Raw genomic sequence first — 633 nt, 5'->3', positions numbered from 1 at the left:
CTTCGCAATCGGTGTTCTGGAGGGTATCTATGCATTTCACCGCTACACCCTCCATTCCGCCGCCCTCGTCTGTACTCAAGCCGTCCAGTTTCCAGGGCAGTTCCACTGTTGAGCAGTGGGCTTTCACCCCGGACTTAAACGGCCGCCTACGCACCCTTTAAACCCAATAAATCCGGACAACGCTTGCACCCTCCGTATTACCGCGGCTGCTGGCACGGAGTTAGCCGGTGCTTATTCCTCAGGTACCGTCAGTAGGGGACGCATCCCCTTTTTTCTTCCCTGAGAAAAGCAGTTTACGACTCAGAAAGCCTTCGTCCTGCACGCGGCATGGCTGGGTCAGGCTCTCGCCCATTGCCCAATATTCCCTACTGCTGCCTCCCGTAGGAGTCGGGCCCGTATCTCAGTGCCCGTGTGGGGGACCAGCCTCTCAGCTCCCCTAGCCATCGTCGCCTTGGTGAGCCGTTACCTCCCCAACCAGCTAATGGCACGCAGCCCCATCCGAATCCAATAAATCTTTAACTGTTGCCCGATGCCGGACTGCAGTTTTATGCGGTATTAATCCGCCTTTCGGCGGGCTATCCCCCAGATTCGGGTAGGTTGGCTACGCGTTACGCACCCGTGCGCCACTATTGT

The 633-nt window shown here is 57.3% G+C and carries 1 rRNA gene; it reads right to left on the bottom strand.

Going from position 1 to position 633, the window contains the following annotated elements:
• Positions 1 to 633: ribosomal RNA gene (locus BEN48_RS16430) — 16S ribosomal RNA — on the bottom strand; the annotation flags it as partial.

It is taken from the genome of Hymenobacter glacialis (genome assembly GCF_001816165.1).
GTDB lineage: Bacteria > Bacteroidota > Bacteroidia > Cytophagales > Hymenobacteraceae > Hymenobacter > Hymenobacter glacialis.
The sequence above is the reverse complement of the archived record's forward strand: the minus strand, read 5'-3'. Positions and strand labels throughout refer to the sequence as shown.